This window comes from Telluria beijingensis (assembly GCF_030770395.1).
GTDB lineage: Bacteria > Pseudomonadota > Gammaproteobacteria > Burkholderiales > Burkholderiaceae_D > Telluria > Telluria beijingensis.
Map to the genome: position 1 here is coordinate 415554 of NZ_CP132480.1, position 17521 is coordinate 433074.

Genomic DNA, 17521 nt, shown 5'->3' on the forward strand with positions numbered 1-17521 from the left:
TTCGCACCCGCAAGGGTAGCGATGTGAAACGCTGGAACGGTGACCTGTCGACGTTGGCTGAAGCGCTGCAACTGTGAGGAGTTGCAGCAGTTCAGCCGGTGCCGGATTCATAGGCCTAAATCGACGTTCGGTTTGGACCGATGAATAATTCGCCGGGTTTCATCCGGCGGGTTTTAAACCTCGGGCGTATTTCTCATCGCAGATGAAGGAGAACAAGAATGGCAACCGCTAAGAAACCAGCAGCAAAGGCAGCAGCAAAGAGCACGCCTTCGTCCACGACGAAGTCGAACGCAAAGGCTGCAGCAGAGAAACCAGTCGCAAAGAAAGCCGCGACGGCCAAAACCACCACCACCAAGGCAGCCGCCAAGCCAGCAGCCAAGGCAGTGAGCAAGCCAGCGGCTAAAACCGCGGCTAAACCTGTTGCAAAGAAAGCTACTGCAACCAAGACCGCCGCGACCAAAACCACCGCTACCAAAGCGACGGCCAAAACCGCGACCAAATCGGCAGCCAAGCCGGCAGCAAAGCCTGCAGTGAAGAAAGCCGCCGCCAAACCGGCAGCCAAAGCTGCTACCAAGCCGGCAGCAAAGAAAGCCGCCGCCAAGCCGGCCGCTAAATCGGCCGCTAAATCGGCAGCCAAGCCAGCGGCAAAGAAAGCAGCCGCCAAACCGGCAGCAAAGCCTGCAGCGAAAAAGGCAGCCGCTAAACCAGCCGCCAAGTCGACCGCTAAAACCGCAACCAAAGCCGCTGCTAAACCAGCCGCCAAAAAAGCGGGCGCAAGCAAGGCAGCCGCCAAACCGGTAGCAAAGAAAGCGACCGCCACCAAGGCCGCCGCAAAACCGGTAGCCAAGAAAGCAACCGCGACCAAAGCAGCCGCAAAACCGGCAGCCAAGAAAGCGAGCGCGACTAAAGCTGCAGCGAAACCGGCAGCCAAGAAAGCGACCGCCACCAAAGCCGCCGCCAAACCGGCAGCCAAAAAAGCGACCGCCACCAAAACCGCCGCCAAACCGGCAGCTAAAAAGGCGACCGCCGCCAAACCGGCAGTAAAAAAAGCGACCACGGCCAAAACCGCCGCTAAACCAGCAGCCAAGAAAGCGACGCCTGCAGCAAAAAAAGCCTCGCCGGCCGCTAATAAAGCTGCGCCGGCGTCGAAAAAGGCTGCTCCAGCCGCCAAAAAAGCTGCTCCAGTGAAAGCTGCTGCAACCAAGCCTGCCGTTGCCAAAACGGAAACCAAGCCGGAAGTCAAGCCGGAAGCGAAAGTCGACACCAAGGCCGAAATCAAGCCGGAAGTGAAAACCGATGCCAAGGCCGACGTGAAGGCCGACGCCAAGCCGGCTGCCAAGAAGCCTGCCGCCAAGAAGCCGGCTGCCAAGCCTGCAGCGCCGACCGCCGCGCAACCGGCAGCCGCTGCAGCCGCGCCTTCGGCAGCGCCGACGGCAGCGCCTAGCGCTGCGCCAGCCAAGACCGTGCTGGCGCCGACCGCATGGCCGTTCCCGACCAGCAGCCGTCCTTAATCCTGGACGTGGCCCGGCCTGTCGTGCACCTTGCGTGCATGGCAAGTCGGGCCTGCTTCAGGCACAATGCCGCTGTGTGATTGTTCGCACAGCGGTTTTTTTTTGAGGAGAGTCCGTGCTGTCCATTCTTCAGTTTATCGTCGATATCGTCGCAGGCTTGCTGGGAGGAGTGCTGTTGCTGCGCTTCTGGACGAACGCCATCCGCGTGCGCCTGCCCGACCAGCTCCGCCAGTTCGTGCACACCATCACCGACTGGCTGGTGATGCCGCTGCGGCGCGTGGTGCCGGGCACCCGCGGCTATGACTGGGCGAGCCTGATCGGCGCCTTCCTGGTGGTGCTGGTGGCCAGCACCTTCCTGCTGCTGCGCGGCGGTAGTGGCGAGATGGTGCTGCTGTATGCGCTGCACCGCTTCCTGACCTGGATCCTGTACGGCTTCATGGCGCTCCTGATCATCGAGGCGATCTTCAGCTGGGTGAACCCGAACGCGCCGCTGGCGCCGTTCGTGCACGCGCTGAACCAGCCGGTGCTGCGCCCGATCCGGCGCGTGGTGCCGCCGATCGGCGGGATCGATTTGTCGGTGCTGGTGGCCCTGGTGCTGATCCAGATCCTGCTGTTCGCGTTGCGGCAGGTGTTCGGCTTTTAACCTGCCCGGGACTCCACAATGAAAAATGGCCCTGCGCTTGCAGGGCCATTTTTTATTCCGGGACGCCAGGCGTCATCAACGGAACCTGAAGCCGAACGCCGCTTCGAACTTCGCGTCGAATTCTTCCGGCGTGAAGGCATGGTTCTGGCCACCTTGCGAGGCAATCTTGATCGCGCCCAGCAGGCTCGCGATGCGGCCGCTCGTCGGCCAGTCGAGGTCATTGGTGATCCCGAACAGCAGGCCGGCGCGGTAGGCGTCGCCGCAGCCGGTCGGGTCGACCACGTTGGCGGCCTGCACCGCCGGGATGCGATGGTGCTCGCCGCCGGCATAAATATCCGAACCTTCGGCGCCGCGGGTGATGATCAAGGCTTCCAGGCGCGCCGCGATGTCGGCTTGCGACAGGCCGGTGCGGTCCATCACCATCTCGAATTCATAGTCGTTGCACGCCAGGTAGCTGGCCTGGCCGATGAAGGTGATCAGTTCTTCGCCCGAGAACATCGGCAGCTGCTGGCCCGGGTCGAACATGAACGGCACCTTGAGGTCGGCGCAGTCGCGCGCATGCTTGATCATGCCGTCGCGGCCGTCCGGCGAGATGATCGCCACCCGCAGCGCGCCCTGGTCCGCCACATTGTTCTGGTGCGAGAACTGCATGGCGCCCGGGTGGAAGGCGTTGATCTGGTTGTTGTCCTGGTCGGCGGTGACGAAGCACTGCGCGGTATAGGCGTCGCCGATCGTGCGGATGCCGCACGTCTCGAGGCCGAGTTCTTCGAAGCGTTTCAGGTAGTCTGCGCCGTCCTGGCCCAGGGTGCCCATCATCAGCGGCTCTCCGCCCAGCAGCTTGAGGTTATAGGCGATATTGGCCGAGCAGCCGCCGTATTCGGTGCGCAGGGTCGGCACCAGGAACGACACGTTCACGCGGTGCAGCTGGTCGGCCAGCAGGGTGTCGCCGAAGCGGCCGTGGTATTGCATGATCTTGTCGAATGCGAGAGAGCCGCAGATCAGGGCGGTTTTGGTCATGGGTTCAGCCTTCAGGGGTAGAAAACGGCAATGTGGTAGCCGGAAGGTTCGAGTCCTTCCAGCCTGAAATGGATCTTGACCGGCTGCTCGGCGCGGGCGCCGAAGCCGGCGAAGTTGCCGGCTGAGGCGTCCGCCAGTTGCGGCGCGTAGTCGCGCGGGGCGAACACGCGCCGCACCAGCGGCTTGTCGTCGGCATCGTTCAGGGTCAGCTCGATGCTGGGCCAGGCCAGCGGCAGGTCGCCGCCGTTGCGCAGCACGGTGCTCAAGGTGTAGGCGTTGCCGCCCAGGGTGATCAGCTCTCCGGTCTCGATCACCAGGGCATCCGGCCGCGCCGGCAGGCCGACCTGGCAGCCGAACAGGGCGCAGGTCGAGACCAGCGCCGGCCGCAGGGCCGGATAGCGCGCCGCCAGCACGTCGCGGAAGCTCACCATCGATTGCACGGCCAGCGCCAGCAGCAGCAGGGCGCTGCCGGCGATCATCGCGATGCGCATCGTCTTGCCGGTCTGCTCGCGCTGGCGGCCGCGGCGCACGAATTCGGGTTCGTCGATGTCGGGCACGCGCAGCTTGGGCGTGTCTTCGATCCGGGTCGGGGTCAGCTTGGAGCGGCGCGCACGGGCTTCGGCGGCGCGGGCGCGCGGGGAAGTCGGCGCCGGGGGCACCGCGGGAGAGACGATCGGCGGCGAGCCGCCGGCCGATTCGCGCAGCAGAAGCGGCGGCGCGTCCGGCGCCGGCTGGCGCGCGGTGGGCTCGGGTTCGGGTACGGGCTCAGGTTCGGGCTCGTCCTGGCCATCGTCCGGCGGCGGCGCGGCCACGATCTCTTCGTCGACCGGCATCTCTGCCACGACGGCAGTCGTTTCGGTTTCGGTTTCGGATTCGGCCGCTTCCTCGTGCGTGGCGTGCGGCAGGATGCCGAACGGCGACAACGTACGGTCGAATTCGAGCGTGTAGATCGGTTGTTCGGTATCGTCGGCCGCGGGAACGTCTGGCGCGACGACCGCTTCGGCGACTGGAGGAGGAGAAGGGGAAGACGGCGGGGCGTTCAGGTCGACCAGCCCCGTGTTACCGTCAAAGACCTGCTGGCAGGCGCCACAGCGCACGATGCCCCCACGCAGCTTGAGCTGGTCCGCGGCGACGCGAAACAGCGTGCCGCAGTGGGGACATTGGGTGGCGAGCGCCATGCCGGCCTAGCCCCCGGTGCGGGGCGGCGGCGCGCTGTCCTGGCCGAGCGTGCCGTGAAGGGCAACCCAGCCGTCCTGCTCGGCCCAGACGCCCAGCTTGATGAAAGGAGCGTAGGCGGCGGCTACCTCCTCAGCCTGGCGCGCCAGCACGCCCGACAGGATCAGCGAACCGCCATCGGCCACGCGGCCGGCCAGCATCGGCGCCATCAGCTTCAGTGGACTCGACAGGATGTTGGCCACCACGATATCGAACCTGCCGCCCGCGTGACGCTCGTTGCCTGATGCAGCGAAGGTGTCGGGCAGGTAGTAGTCGATCTCGACGCCATTGCGTTCGGCATTGGCGCGCGCCGACTCGATCGCCTGCGGATCGATGTCGACGCCGGCGACGTCGTGCGCGCCCAGCTTTTTCGCCACCATCGCCAGGATGCCCGAGCCGCAACCGTAGTCCAGCACCGATTTGCCCGGCGCCGGATGGGCTTCGAGCCACTCCATGCACAGGCGGGTGGTCGGATGGCTGCCGGTGCCGAAGGCCAGGCCCGGATCGAGCTCCAGGATGAGGCCCGATGGATCGGGCGCCTCGTGCCAGCTCGGCACGACCCAGATGTTTTTGCCGATGTGGATCGGTTCGAACTGCGACTGCGTGAGGCGCACCCAGTCGGCGTCTTCGACCTTGCGGGTGGTGAAGGCCGGCACGACGGGCAGCTTGATGGCTTGCGCCGCTTCGCTGACGATCGCCAGCTGGTCGGCGTCGGCATCCGTCAGGGCCACGACGCGGCTGTGGTCCCAGGCGGCCTGGGTCGGTTCCATGCCCGGCTCGCCGAACAGGGGTTTTTCGTCTTCGGTGCCTTCGTCCGCGTCCTCGACGGACACCGACAGCGCGCCGGCTTCCATCAGGGCGTCGGACAGCGCTTCGGCGTGGTCGCGGGCGATCTCGATGACGACTTCAGTCCAGCTCATTCTTGTACCTTGGCTTCCGATTTGGCGCCGAGCGCCGTTTCCTTCGGCAGGTCTGGCTTGGCGGCCAGTTTCTGCTCCAGGTAGTGGATATTGGTGCCGCCTTCGATGAAGCGGGCGTCGACCATCAGTTCGCGATGCAGCGGAATATTGGTGAGGATACCTTCGACCACCATTTCGGAGAGCGCGATTTGCATGCGGCGGATCGCCTGCTCGCGGGTCGCACCATACGAAATTACCTTGCCGATCATCGAGTCGTAATGAGGTGGCACATAGTATCCCGCATACGAGTGCGAATCGACACGGATGCCGGGGCCGCCCGGCGGATGCCAGCCGGTGATGCGGCCTGGCGACGGGGTGAACTTGAACGGATCCTCGGCATTGATGCGGCACTCGATCGAGTGACCCGACAGCATGATGTCGCGCTGGCGGAAGCGCAGCTTCTCGCCGCAGGCGATGCGGATCTGCTCCTGCACGATGTCGATCCCGGTGATCATCTCGGTGACCGGGTGTTCGACCTGCACGCGGGTATTCATCTCGATGAAGTAGAACTCGCCGTTCTCGTACAGGAATTCGAAAGTGCCGGCGCCGCGGTAGCCGATCTTGCGGCAGGCTTCGGCGCAGCGGTCGCCGATCTTTTCGATGAGTTTACGCGGGATGCCCGGCGCCGGCGCTTCCTCGATCACCTTCTGGTGGCGGCGCTGCATCGAGCAGTCGCGCTCGCCCAGCCACACGGCGTTCTTGTGTTCGTCGGCCAGGATCTGGATCTCCACGTGGCGTGGATTCTCCAGGTACTTCTCCATATAGACTTCCGGATTGCCGAAGGCGGTGCCGGCTTCGGTCTTGGTCATCTGCACGGCGTTGAGCAGTGCGGCCTCGGTGTGCACCACGCGCATGCCGCGGCCACCGCCGCCGCCGGCGGCCTTGATGATGACCGGGTAGCCGACGCGGCGCGCGGTCTGCACGATCTCTTTCGGATCGTCCGGCAGGGCGCCGTCCGAACCCGGCACGCAGGGCACGCCGGCCCTGATCATCGCCTGCTTGGCCGAGACCTTGTCGCCCATCAGGCGGATCGAGTCGGAACGCGGGCCGATGAAGACGAAGCCCGACTTTTCGACGCGCTCGGCGAAGTCGGCGTTCTCGGACAGGAAGCCGTAGCCCGGGTGGATCGCTTCGGCGTCGGTCACTTCGGCCGCGCTGATGATCGCGGGCATGTTCAGGTAGCTGAGGCTCGACTGCGCCGGGCCGATGCAGACCGATTCGTCGGCCAGCTTCACGTACTTGGCGTCCTTGTCGGCCTCGGAGTGGACGACGACCGTCTTGATGCCCAGCTCGCGGCAGGCGCGCTGGATACGCAGCGCGATTTCACCACGGTTGGCGATGAGGATTTTTTCAAACATGGTAGGTCCGGTATTCAGTGAAAACCGGCGCGGCTGAAACAACAGGCGGCGCCGGACACGTCATGGATGCGCCGGCGGCGCGTCATGCGCGCGCCCGGCTTGGAGAAGCGGATCAGCCGATCACGAACAGTGGCTGGCCGAATTCGACCGGCTGGCCGTTTTCCACGAGAATCTTGGTGACGGTGCCGGAGATGTCGGCATCGATTTCGTTCAGGAGCTTCATCGCTTCGATGATGCACAGGGTATCGCCTTCCTTGATGCTCTGCCCGACTTCGACGAAGGCGGCGGCGCCAGGGGCCGACGAGCGGTAGAAGGTGCCGACCATCGGCGACTTGACCACGTGGCCGGTCGGTTCGGCGGCGACGGCAGGCGCGGCGGCCGGGGCAGGGGCCGCTGCGGGCGCCTGCGCAGGCGCCGAGTATTGCTGCACGCCCTGCGGCGGCAGCATGACCATCTGGTTCTGCGGGATTGCGGACGACTTGACGATGCGAACCTTGCTTTCGCCCTCGGTCACTTCGAGTTCGGCGATGTCCGATTCAGCGACCAGGTCGATCAAGGTCTTGAGTTTTCGTAGATCCATGTGAAACCCCTTGGAATTATTCGTTTTAGAGAGCAGGCCGACACGCCATGGGTAATGGGTCGGCCGCTGTTACATGAAGTTGACGTAGATTAACGCTATTTAAGTGCGAAGTCGATGGCAAACCGATATCCGTCCGCCCCCAGCCCGCAGATCACGCCGCGCGCAATGCCGGACAAATAGGAGTGGTGCCGGAAGGACTCGCGTTGGTGGACATTTGAAATATGCACCTCCACGAAGGGAATGGCCACCGAGGCGAACGCATCGCGCAGGGCTACGCTGGTATGGGTCAGGCCGCCAGGATTGATGACGATGACATCCACGCCCTCGGAACGGGCGGCATGGATGCGGTCGATCAAGGCTCCCTCATGGTTACTCTGGAAGAACTCCAGCGTTGCGCCGGCTTGTTCAGCCTGTGCGACTGCCGCTTGTTCGATGTCGGCCAACGTGGTCGTGCCGTACACCGCCGGTTCCCGCATCCCCAAAAGATTGAGGTTGGGGCCGTTCAGCAGCAGTAGCTTTTTCGCCATGGTGAGAGTCTGGTTGCCCGAAAGTCAGGCATTGTGCCGCCTAGCTCAGCTATTGGCAAGCAGTAAAATTACCGGTCGATAGGAGCAGTTGGCAGCAGTTACAAGTGCACGACCGTTCGTGTTTTCTGTTCAATATCCCGCCTCACGTACCCAGTTTATCCAGGTCGGCGCGCAATTCGTCGAACTTCAGTTCGCCCAGATAGGTCTTGATCACCTGCCCATCGGCGCCGATCAGCACTGTATACGGCAAGCCGCCATTCGTATTGCCGAAACCGCGCGACAGCTCCGTGCCGCCCATGCCGCCGACGTACAGCGGGTAGGCGATCTTCATCTTGGCCGCGAACTCGCTCATATTGGTCGGCGAATCGATGCCGATGCCGATCACATTGAAGCGCTTGCCGCCGTCTTCCTCGGCCAGGTGCGCCAGCTCGGGCATTTCGCGCACGCAGGGGCCGCACCAGGTGGCCCAGAAATTCACCAGCAAGGGTTTACCCTTCCACTGGGCCAGCGCCTGCGGCTTGCCTTCGAGATCATTGAGCGACTGTGCATACAGGTTGGTCACCGGATTGGTGACCTGGCCGTCGCTGGCGATGGTGGTCGGGGCTACCGGGGCCGGTTTCTTGTAGAGCGCCACCACGGCGCCCATCACGCCGAACAGCACGGCGACTGCCGCATAGGCGGCCAGATGTTTTTTGTTCATTCAGCTTTCCTTGTTATCGCTGGCTGCGATCAAGGCGCGCAGGCCGGCGATGTCGATGCGCTGTACCTGGCCGTCGGCGCGCGGCTTGAGCGCACCGCGCAAGTCCTGGTACTCGTACAGCTCGGCATGCACTGCTTCTTTCATCCACGGGAAACTCACGGTCTCGACCGGCGCATGGCGGCCCCCCTTGAAATGCGGAGTTTCCGAGACATCGATATTAACATTACGGTTGAGCAAGTAGATCTCTACCTCTTTGGCACTGTCGGCGAACAACTGAAGGTGGATGTCGTCGTGCTCGCCCGCGGTGCCGTTCAGTACCGCGCCGGTGAGATACGGGTTGAAGTCGGCCAGTGCCTCCATCACCTGCAGCGCGGTGGCGCGCAGGTGCGCCAGGCGCTCGAGGTGGGCGGGGCCGCCGAACAGGGCCAGGTACTTGCGCACCTCGTCTTCGACCTGGGCGTCGTCGGGCATCATGTTCGGCTTGGGCGGGGTCACGCCCAGCACCTGGCGGGCGGCCTTGCGGCGTGCGGTATCGAGATCGGCGCCATCCTGCGCGACCATGCGCGCGGCGACCAGGGCGATCTCGTTACGCAGTTGCAGGAGATCGTTGTTCAAGTTCGGCATCATGACTTGGATCATACTCTTGAACGGAAAATGACAGCGGCTCGGGTAGAATCGCGTATTCGTCGATTCATTCCTGACTAGATATTTTATCCATGCACATTCATATCCTCGGCATCTGCGGCACCTTCATGGGCGGCCTGGCCGTCCTGGCCAAGGAGGCGGGCCACCGCGTGACCGGTTGCGACGCCAATGTCTATCCCCCGATGAGCACCCAGCTCGAAGCCCAGGGGATCGAGCTGATCCAGGGTTATGGCCCGGAACAGGTGGCGCTGAATCCAGACCTGTACGTGATCGGCAATGTCATGACGCGCGGTAATCCGCTGATCGAAGAGATCCTGAACCGCGGCCTGCCGTATGTATCCGGCCCACAGTGGATCGGCGAGCACATCCTGCGCGAGAAATGGGTGCTGGCCGTGGCCGGCACGCACGGCAAGACCACGACCACCTCGATGCTGGCCTGGATCCTGGAAGACGCGGGCTATGCGCCGGGCTTCCTGATCGGCGGCGTGCCGATGAACTTCGGCGTGTCGGCGCGCCTGCATGGCGACAAACCGAGCGACTTCTTCGTGATCGAGGCCGACGAATACGACACCGCCTTTTTTGATAAGCGCAGCAAGTTCGTGCACTACCACGCCAAGACCGCGGTGCTGAACAACCTGGAATACGACCACGCCGACATCTTCCCCGACATCGGCGCCATCGAGACCCAGTTCCACCACCTGGTGCGCACCGTACCAGGCGTGGGCCGGCTGGTCGTGAATGGCGACGAGGCCTCGATCGGGCGCGTGCTGAAACGCGGTTGCTGGAGTGACAAGGAAAGTTTCGGTTCGGCCGAGGGCGTCGACTGGAATATGGTCGAGCACCCGGGCGGCGCCAGTTTCGACGTGCTGTTCAAGGGTGAATCCCAGGGCACCGTGCACTGGGACCTGAGCGGCAAGCACAACCGCTCGAACGCGCTGGCCGCGATCGCCGCCGCGCGCCACGTCGGCGTGCCGGTGGCCCAGGCGATCGACGCGCTGTCGCGCTTCCAGAACGTCAAGCGGCGCATGGAAGTGCGCGGCGTGGTCAACAATATTACCGTCGTCGACGATTTCGCCCACCATCCGACGGCGATCGCCACCACGGTCGGCGGCCTGCGCCAGAAGCTCGGCACCGGCGGACGCATCCTGGCCGTGCTCGAGCCGCGCTCGAACACGATGAAGCTGGGCGCCATGAAGGATGCGCTGCCCGGCAGCCTGAAGGATGCCGACCTGGTGTTCGGCTTCGGCAGCCAGCAGGCGCTGGGCTGGTCGCTGGCCGATGCCCTGAAACCGCTGGGCAAGATCGCGCACAGCTTCGACCAGATCGACTATATGGTGCAGGCCATCGTGCAACAGGCCCAGCCGGGCGACCATATCCTGGTGATGAGCAATGGCGGCTTCGGCGGCGTGCACCAGAAACTGCTGGACGCGCTGGCGCCATGACGAACGCGCCCTATCTGCTGTACCTGCACGGCTTTCGCTCGTCGCCGCGCTCGTTCAAGGCGCGCGTGGTGCAGGAAAAACTTGAGCAGGCCGGACTCGGCGAGCGCCTGATCTGCCCGCAGTTGCCGGCGTCGCCGAAGGCGGCGATGGACATGGTGCTGGGCCTGGTCGAGCGCCATGCGCCGCAGGATCTCGCCATCGTCGGCTCGTCGCTGGGCGGTTTTTATGCGACCTGGCTGGCGGAGCGCCTGGGCGTGCGCGCGGCCGTCATCAATCCATCGGTCGATCCGACCCGCAACCTGAGCAAGCATGTCGGGATCACCACCGCCTGGCATTCGGACGAGGCGTTCGAATTTCGCGAGGAATACATTGGTGAACTGGTCGACCTGCGCGTGGCGCAAATTACCCGGCCCGAGCGCTACTACCTGCTGGCGGCCACCGGCGACGAAGTGCTGGATTACCGCGACATGGTGGCCCACTATGCCGGAGCACGCCAGCACGTCATCGAGGGCAGCGACCACGCGATCCCGGAATTCGCGCAGTATGTGGACGAGGTATTGGCATTCTGCGGCTTTGGCCCGGCGGACGCGGCGCAGTGAGGGCAGGGTCGTTACGGCTGGCTGCCTGGCAGCCGCATGCGCGCGCGGTGCGTGCGCCGAAGAGCATGCACGACTGGCTGGTCACGCCTGGTTCGCTGACGGCGCGCCTGGTGGCCAGCAGCGCCGCCTTCCGGGTGCGCCGCCTGCATCAATACGGCGCGCCGTGCCTGGTGGACGAAGCGCAGGCGATCGGCCTGGCGCGTCCGCAGCGGGTATGGGAGCGCGAAGTGCTGCTCGAATGCGACGGCAAGCCGGTGGTGTTCGCGCACACGGTGGTGCCGACCGACTGCGACGCCAGCGACTGGCCGCTGTTCTCGGCGCTGGGCGAGCGCTCGCTGGGCACGACCCTGTTCTACGATCCGCTGGTGCGGCGTGGACAACTGGAATTTGCGCGCCTGCGCGTCGACCATCCGCTGGTGCGCCGTGCGCACGCGGTGCTCGGCGCGGCAGGCCCGTTGGACGAACAGACCATTTATTACGCGCGGCGCTGCGTCTATCGCCGCCGTCAAGGCCTGCTCCTGGTCACCGAGGTATTCTTGCCTGCGGTATTGACACTGGGAGCGGCCGCAACCATGAAGAACATTGACTGAATATGAACGTATTTTTCGAGGAATCGGGCGACTTCAAGGTCGGCGCCATCCTGTCGCAAGCGGGCGAGGCCTACCAGGTGGAGATGCCGAGCGGTAAGCGCACCAAGGTCAAGACGCGCGACGTGCTGCTGCAGTTCGAGAAGCCCGAGCCACAGGCGCTGCTGGACGCGGCCAAGGCGATCGTCGCGGAAGTCGATCTCGATTTCCTGTGGGAAGTCGCTGGCGAAGAAGAGTTCGGTTTCGCCGAACTGGGCGCGGAATACTTCGGCCACGCCCCGCTGCCGCACGAAGCCGCCGGCCTGGTGCTGGCGTTGCATGGCTCGCCCATCTATTTCTACAAGAAGGGCCGTGGCCGCTACAAGGCGGCGCCGGAACAGTCGCTGAAGGCGGCGCTGGCCGGCATCGAAAAGAAAAAGCAGCAGGCCATCGTCCAGGCCGGTTATGTCGACGAACTGAAGGCGGGCAAGCTGCCGCCATCAATGCAGCAGATCGTGCACCAGCTGCTGTTCAAGCCGGACAAGAACACCATCGAATACAAGGCGTTCGAGACGGCGGCCAGCGAATTGCAGACCAGCCCGGCGCGCCTGATGCTGGACGTCGGCGGCCTGGCTTCGCCGAAAGAGCTGCATATGGGCCGCTTCCTGTTCGAGCATTTTCCGCGTGGCGCCGGTTTCGCGCCCGTGGAGATCCCGAAGGCGCCCGACGACCTGCCGCTGGCCAATGTTGCCGCCTTCTCGATCGACGACGTCACCACCACCGAGATCGACGATGCGTTCTCGGTCGTCAGGCTGGACGACGGCACGATCCAGGTCGGCATCCACATCGCGGCGCCGGGCCTGGGCATCCGTCCCGACGACGCGGTCGACAAGATCGCGCGTGCGCGCATGTCCACCGTATATATGCCGGGCGACAAGATCACCATGTTGCCGGACGACGTCGTGAACGCCTTCACCCTGGCCGAGGGCAACGATTGCCCGGCGCTGTCGCTGTACGCCGTGCTCGATCCGAGCGACTGGAGCGTCAAGTCGACCACGACCCGCGCCGAGCGCGTGCCGGTCAAGAACAATCTGCGCCACAACGACCTGGATCACCTGGTTAATGAGGAAACCCTCGAGAGCGGCGCAGGCGAGTATCCGCACAAGGAAGAGCTGGGCCTGCTGTGGCAATGGGCGCTGCAGCTCGAAGCGGGTCGCATGAAGAAACGCGAAGCCTTCGGCCTCAAGCCGGAGCAGGCGAATCGCGTGGACTTCAATTTCTATGTCGAGGACGACGTGGTCAGCATCGTGCGCCGCAAGCGCGGCGCGCCGCTGGACAAGATCGTGGCCGAGCTGATGATCTTCGCCAACAGCACCTGGGGCAAGCTGCTGCACGACTCGGGCGTGCCGGGCATCTACCGCTCGCAGACGCCGGGCGCCGGCGGCTGGGCGTCCAAGATGCAGGTGCGCATGGTCACGCACGCGGCCCCGCACCAGGGCCTCGGCGTGGATCAATATGCCTGGAGCACCTCGCCGCTGCGCCGCTATACCGACCTGGTCAACCAGTGGCAGATCCTGGCCGCCGCCTCGCATGGCGTGACGGCGCCGCTGGTGGCGCCGTTCAAGCACCGCGACGCGACCCTGTTCGCGATCGTCTCGAGTTTTGACGCCGCTTACTCGGCGTATAACGACTTCCAGCAGAATATGGAGCGTTACTGGTGCCTGCGCTGGCTGGGACAAGAGAGCGTCAAGCAGGCCGACGCCGTGGTGCTCAAGGAAGAACTGGTGCGCCTGACCGACGTGCCGCTGGTGGTGCGCCTGACCGGCATGCCGTCGGTGGCGCGCGGCGCGCAAGTGAAACTCGACATCGTGCGCTGGGACGAGATCGACCTGGTGCTGGAGGCGCGCCTGCTGGAAGTAGCCGCGGTCGAGCCGGATGCCTCGCTCGATTACGAAGAAGAGGCGGATACGGGCGAGGCGGCGGTGGCCGAAGTGGTCGAGGCCGAAGGCGCGGTGGCGGCGGTGGATACGGGGGATACGCCGCAGCCGTCGCCGGCGTCGGCACAGTAAGCGTTCCTGTTGTTGAACTGATCACACCGGTTTTGTCGGACTCCCGCATCCGTTCACGGCGGGTTAGAATGGATCAATTCTTTGATTCAATTTCTGCCCGCAGCGCGTGAAGTCCGTCCTCCAAAACCGCCCCCTGATGATCGCCCTGGCCGTATCGGTGGCAGCCCACGCCGGGCTGCTGGCGGTGCGCTTCGCCGCGCCGGAAGCCTTCCGCCACCGCCCGGCCGATCCCGGCCTCGAGGTGGTGCTGGTCAATGCCAAGCATGACCGGGCCCCAAGCAAGGCCGATGCGCTGGCCCAGGCCAACCTGGACGGCGGCGGCATGGCCGAGGCAGGACGCGCCAAATCGCCGCTGCCCGACCTGCGCAAGGTCGAGGATGGCGACAGCATCAAGGCCCTGCAGCGCCGCATCGCCGAACTCGAACGCCTGCAGCAGAACGTGCTGACGCGGGCGCGCGGCGGCGGCAATTTCACGGCGCCGCCCGTCACCGAGCAAGAGAAACCGGACCCGACCCGCACTGGCAACGACAACTTCGACACCACCCGCGCCATCTCGCGCACCAGCGCCGAGATCTTCGAGCGCATCGAGGAAGAAAACCGCCGCCCCAAGCGCACGCAAATCACGCCCAGCACGCGCCAGGTCGGCTACGCGCTGTACTACAAGGCGATGCAGAAGCGCATCGAGGAAGTCGGCACCCTGAATTTTCCGCAGCAGGCCGGCCGCAAGCTGTATGGCGACTTGGTGGTGTACATCCCCGTGTTCCAGGACGGCACCCTGTACCTGAAGGATGGCGGTCCGCGGGTCGAGCGCAGCTCGGGCAATCCGGCCCTCGACAAGGCGGCGCTCGAGATCGTGCGCCGCTCGGCGCCGTTCGGGGCCTTCCCGGCCAATATGCGCAGCCAGGGCAAGGACGACCTGTGGGAAGTGTTTACCCGATTCCGTTTCACCCGTGAGGAAAAGATGCAGGCCACCCTTGGAGAAGCCGCCCGATGAGCGACCGTTATTGCGTCATCGGCAATCCGATCGCCCATAGCAAATCCCCGCAGATCCACGCCGCCTACGCGCTGCAGACCGGCCAGGACCTGGCGTATGAACGCTGCCTGGCGCCGCTCGACGGTTTCGAGGCCACCGTGCGGCGCCTGGTCGCCGAAGGGTATCGCGGCGCCAATGTCACCCTGCCATTCAAGCTGGAAGCGGCGCGGCTGGCGACCCGGCTGGCGCCCCGCGCGCGGGCTGCCGGCGCGGTCAATACCCTGATCTTCGCGGACGGCGAAATCGTCGGCGACAACACCGACGGCCCCGGCCTGGTGGCCGACATCGTGCGCAATGCCGGCGTGCCACTTGGTGGCAAGCGCATCCTGTTGCTGGGCGCCGGCGGCGCCGCGCGCGGCGCACTGCTGCCGCTGCTCGAAGAGCACCCGCGCCAGATCGTCATCGCCAACCGCACGCTCGCCACCGCCGAAAAGCTGGTTGCCGATTTCGCCGATCACGCGGATCGGCTGGCGGTGACCGGCTTCGCCGACGTCGAAGGCAGCTTCGACGTGGTCGTCAACGCCACCTCGGCCAGCCTGGCGGCCGACGTGCCGCCGGTGCCGCCTGCCGTATTCGGTCCTGGCGTGCTGGCGCTGGACATGATGTACGGCGCGCAGCCGACCGTGTTCATGGCCTTTGCCGCCAGCCATGGCGCCAGCGTGCGCGACGGCCTCGGCATGCTGGTTGAGCAGGCGGCCGAAGCCTTCCTGCTGTGGCGCGGCGTGCGGCCCGACACGGCGCCGGTGATGGCCTCGATGCGGCAATCCTAGACATGGCCAAGTCGCGCAAGGGTGCGCCGAGCGGGCGCCGCTGGATCAAGTGGATCTTCCTTGGCCCGCTGCTGCTGGTGCTGCTGGTCCAGCTGTATTTCTTCGCCATGGTGTGCTGGTATTCGCAGTTCAATCCGGGCACCACCAGTTTCATGCGCGAGCAGCTGTCGCAGCTGCGCGAAAAGAATCCGGACGCGACCCTGAAACACCAGTGGGTGCCATACGCGCGCATCTCGCGTCACCTGAAACGCGCCGTGGTGGCTTCGGAAGACGCCAATTTCAGTGTTCACAATGGCGTGGACTGGGAAGGCATCGAGCGCGCCTACGAGCGCAACAACCGGCGCAGCAAGGTGGTCGGCGGCGGCTCCACCATCACCCAGCAATTGGCCAAGAACCTGTTCCTGTCCGGCTCGCGCAGTTATCTGCGCAAGGGCCAGGAATTGGTGATCGCCTTCATGCTGGAGACGGTGATGAGCAAGGAGCGGATCCTCGAGCTGTACCTGAACGTGGTCGAATACGGGCGCGGCGTGTTCGGCGCCGAGGCGGCCGCGCGCCACTATTACAAGACCTCGGCCGCCAACCTGGGCCAGGCCCAGGCCGCGCGGCTGGCGGTGATGTTGCCCAATCCGCGCTACTACGACAAGCACGGCACCACCAATTACCTGCAGCGCCGTACCAATGCAATCATGCGCCAGATGCGTTTCGCCGACGTGCCGTAGCACCCGGCGAAACCCGCGACTGCCGGACGCATCAAATCGCGCGGGTAGGGAGGGTGGCCGCCTGTTTACTTTGAAAAAGTCGTTACAGGGTGGCAGTTCTCGTGGCGTCTCGGTTACACTTGCGCTACTTTTCCCACCCGGCCAAAGCAACAGCAGGAACAGCAGCGAGACCCAAGCGCATGATCAACGTATTCGTCCTCCAGAATGGCCGCCTGAACCAGGCCGCGATCGCTTCCCGGCACGACCTGGACAACGTCGCGCCGGTCTGGGTCGACCTGACCGATCCGGACGAGGAAGAGCGCACCTGGGTCAAGGCCAAGTATGGCGTCACCCTGCCGGGCGAGGACGAGGTGCAGGACATCGAAGCGTCGGCGCGCTACTACGAGGCGGAGAACGGCGACCTGCACCTGCGCACCGACTTTCTGCTGGAAGAAGAAGACGGCCCGTCGCGGGTGGTGACGGTGGCTTTCATCCTGTCCGGCAAAATCCTGTTCTCGGTCCATAACGACGACCTGCCCGTATTCCGCCTGGTGCGCATGCGCGCCCGTTCGCGGCCAGGTTCGATCGAAGACTATATGGACGTGCTGCTCGACCTGTACGCGACCGACGCCGAGTATTCGGCCGACGCGCTCGAGGGCATCTACGAAAGCCTGGAAGAAGTCTCGACCCGCGTGCTGCAGAAAGAGTTCACCGACCAGGACGCGGCCGCCGCGCTGAATGCCATCGCGCACGAGGAAGACTTGAACGGCCGCATCCGCCGCAACATGATGGACACGCGGCGCGCGGTCAGCTTCCTGATGCGCGGCCGCCTGCTGAACTCGGACCAGTTCGAGGAAGCGCGCCAGATCCTGCGCGATATCGAATCGCTGGACGGCCACACGTCCTTCCTGTTTGATAAAGTGAACTTCCTGATGGACGCCACCGTCGGCTTCATCAACATCAACCAGAATAAGATCATCAAGATCTTCTCGGTGGCCTCGGTCGCCTTCCTGCCGCCGACCCTGATCGCCAGCGTCTACGGCATGAACTTCGCCGTGCTGCCCGAACTGAACTGGCGTTTCGGCTACCCATTCGCGATCGCGCTGATGATCGCCTGCGGCGTGGCGCCGCTGTGGTATTTCCGCCGCCGCGGCTGGCTTAAATAAACGGGGGACTTGGCGGCTGTAGC

At 64.6% G+C, this 17521-nt stretch carries 18 protein-coding genes; 10 read left to right on the plus strand and 8 right to left on the minus strand.

The genetic code is table 11. The features are described from left to right. Positions 1-218 precede the first annotated feature (218 nt). Positions 219-1511, plus strand: coding sequence for a hypothetical protein (locus Q9246_RS01825; RefSeq protein WP_306394990.1), 1293 nt, complete (start codon positions 219-221; stop codon positions 1509-1511). Positions 1512-1626: 115 nt separating this feature from the next. Then, positions 1627-2154, plus strand: coding sequence for a YggT family protein (locus Q9246_RS01830; protein ID WP_306394991.1), 528 nt, complete (start codon positions 1627-1629; stop codon positions 2152-2154). 75 nt (positions 2155-2229) lie between these two features. Here Q9246_RS01830 and Q9246_RS01835 read toward each other — a convergent pair whose 3' ends face one another. The 8 genes from Q9246_RS01835 to Q9246_RS01870 all read right to left on the minus strand — a co-directional run bounded on the left by Q9246_RS01835 (position 2230) and on the right by Q9246_RS01870 (position 9137). After that, entirely contained in the window at positions 2230-3171 is a 942-nt protein-coding gene (locus tag Q9246_RS01835; protein ID WP_306394993.1) for a carbohydrate kinase family protein, read from the minus strand. 11 nt (positions 3172-3182) lie between these two features. Continuing rightward, positions 3183-4349, minus strand: coding sequence for a DUF3426 domain-containing protein (locus tag Q9246_RS01840; protein ID WP_306394995.1), 1167 nt, complete (start codon positions 4347-4349; stop codon positions 3183-3185). Between the two features lie 6 nt (positions 4350-4355). Next, positions 4356-5306: a 50S ribosomal protein L11 methyltransferase gene (gene prmA / locus Q9246_RS01845; RefSeq protein ID WP_306394996.1), complete on the minus strand. Its 951-nt coding sequence runs from the start codon at positions 5304-5306 to the stop codon at positions 4356-4358. Further along, the gene (gene accC / locus Q9246_RS01850) at positions 5303-6703 is read right to left on the minus strand and encodes an acetyl-CoA carboxylase biotin carboxylase subunit (protein ID WP_306394998.1); all 1401 of its coding nucleotides are present in this window, start codon (positions 6701-6703) and stop codon (positions 5303-5305) included. Before accC ends, prmA begins: the two co-directional genes overlap by 4 nt. A gap of 112 nt (positions 6704-6815) precedes the next feature. Next, positions 6816-7283 (minus strand): acetyl-CoA carboxylase biotin carboxyl carrier protein, encoded by a 468-nt coding sequence (accB, locus tag Q9246_RS01855; RefSeq protein ID WP_306394999.1) that lies wholly within the window; start codon positions 7281-7283, stop codon positions 6816-6818. Between the two features lie 95 nt (positions 7284-7378). Beyond that, positions 7379-7810: a type II 3-dehydroquinate dehydratase gene (gene aroQ, locus Q9246_RS01860; protein ID WP_306395001.1), complete on the minus strand. Its 432-nt coding sequence runs from the start codon at positions 7808-7810 to the stop codon at positions 7379-7381. Positions 7811-7952: 142 nt separating this feature from the next. Further along, positions 7953-8510 carry a TlpA family protein disulfide reductase gene (locus tag Q9246_RS01865; RefSeq protein ID WP_306395003.1) on the minus strand — a complete coding sequence of 186 codons (558 nt, stop codon included), beginning with the start codon at positions 8508-8510 and terminating at the stop codon, positions 7953-7955. Further along, on the minus strand, positions 8511-9137 hold the full coding sequence (locus Q9246_RS01870; protein WP_306395004.1) for a hypothetical protein: 627 nt from the start codon (positions 9135-9137) through the stop codon (positions 8511-8513). 89 nt (positions 9138-9226) lie between these two features. On the opposite strand from Q9246_RS01870, the gene mpl reads away from it, so the two are divergent. The 8 genes from mpl (at position 9227) to corA (ending at position 17498) form a co-directional block, all read left to right on the plus strand. Continuing rightward, on the plus strand, positions 9227-10597 hold the full coding sequence (gene mpl, locus Q9246_RS01875; RefSeq protein ID WP_306395005.1) for a UDP-N-acetylmuramate:L-alanyl-gamma-D-glutamyl-meso-diaminopimelate ligase: 1371 nt from the start codon (positions 9227-9229) through the stop codon (positions 10595-10597). Further along, positions 10594-11196 carry a YqiA/YcfP family alpha/beta fold hydrolase gene (locus Q9246_RS01880; protein WP_306395007.1) on the plus strand — a complete coding sequence of 201 codons (603 nt, stop codon included), beginning with the start codon at positions 10594-10596 and terminating at the stop codon, positions 11194-11196. The genes mpl and Q9246_RS01880 overlap by 4 nt, the downstream gene beginning before the upstream one ends. Continuing rightward, entirely contained in the window at positions 11193-11786 is a 594-nt protein-coding gene (locus tag Q9246_RS01885; protein WP_306395008.1) for a chorismate--pyruvate lyase family protein, read from the plus strand. Before Q9246_RS01880 ends, Q9246_RS01885 begins: the two co-directional genes overlap by 4 nt. A 2-nt stretch (positions 11787-11788) precedes the next feature. Beyond that, complete coding sequence (locus tag Q9246_RS01890) at positions 11789-13831, plus strand: ribonuclease catalytic domain-containing protein (RefSeq protein ID WP_306395010.1); 2043 nt, start codon at positions 11789-11791, stop codon at positions 13829-13831. A 136-nt stretch (positions 13832-13967) separates the two neighbouring features. Further along, the gene (locus Q9246_RS01895) at positions 13968-14825 is read left to right on the plus strand and encodes a TonB C-terminal domain-containing protein (protein WP_306398050.1); all 858 of its coding nucleotides are present in this window, start codon (positions 13968-13970) and stop codon (positions 14823-14825) included. Beyond that, positions 14822-15634, plus strand: a complete 813-nt coding sequence (aroE, locus tag Q9246_RS01900) for a shikimate dehydrogenase (protein WP_306395012.1) — start codon at positions 14822-14824, stop codon at positions 15632-15634. Before Q9246_RS01895 ends, aroE begins: the two co-directional genes overlap by 4 nt. Positions 15635-15636: 2 nt before the next feature. Continuing rightward, the gene (gene mtgA / locus Q9246_RS01905) at positions 15637-16353 is read left to right on the plus strand and encodes a monofunctional biosynthetic peptidoglycan transglycosylase (RefSeq protein ID WP_306395014.1); all 717 of its coding nucleotides are present in this window, start codon (positions 15637-15639) and stop codon (positions 16351-16353) included. A 179-nt stretch (positions 16354-16532) separates the two neighbouring features. Beyond that, positions 16533-17498 carry a magnesium/cobalt transporter CorA gene (corA, locus tag Q9246_RS01910; protein WP_306395016.1) on the plus strand — a complete coding sequence of 322 codons (966 nt, stop codon included), beginning with the start codon at positions 16533-16535 and terminating at the stop codon, positions 17496-17498. Positions 17499-17521: the final 23 nt, after the last annotated feature.